Source organism: Pararcticibacter amylolyticus, from assembly GCF_003130405.1.
GTDB classification, from domain to species: Bacteria; Bacteroidota; Bacteroidia; order Sphingobacteriales; family Sphingobacteriaceae; genus Arcticibacter; species Arcticibacter amylolyticus.
On sequence record NZ_QEAS01000105.1, the window covers coordinates 1 to 539 of the forward strand.

The following is a 539-nucleotide window of genomic DNA, read 5'->3' on the forward strand; positions in this document are numbered from 1 at the left end:
TTGAATTCCTCTTTGAGGATCCCGTTCACCCGTTCGGCCAGCGCATTCTCATAAGGATCGCCATTTTCGGTCATACTAATGGCAATCTTACTGCCCAGCAAAACCTCTACATACTCTTTACTGCAATACTGTGATCCCCGGTCGGAATGATGGATCAGTTCATCCTGACAGATCCGTTTGTCCAGGGCCATTCTCAGAGCCTGCGCACATCCCTGAGCGGTAAGATCTTTATGAAAGCAATAGCCCATTATTTTTCTGGAATAAGCATCCGTCACCAGACTGAGGTACCCCCATCCGCTGTTCATGCGGATATAGGTAATGTCACTGACCCATACCTGTTCGGGACGGTTTATCACCAGATCTTTCACCAGATTGGCATATTTATGCATCCAGTGGCGGGAATCAGTGGTCACCACCCGCCTCTTTCTCCGCCGGATATCCAGTCCGTGTTCCCGCATCAGGTCAAATAAATAGTCCCGCCCTATCCGGATGCCATGCTCGGCCAGCAGGGGAGTGAGCATGTAATGTAATTTCAGGGT

General features: G+C 49.9%; 1 protein-coding gene. It reads right to left on the minus strand.

Features of this window, described 5'->3' with window-relative positions; genetic code table 11:
- Positions 1-521 (minus strand): IS3 family transposase (locus tag DDR33_RS25265; protein ID WP_109418516.1); only part of this gene is annotated, 521 nt, incomplete at its 3' end.
- Positions 522-539 lie beyond the last annotated feature (18 nt).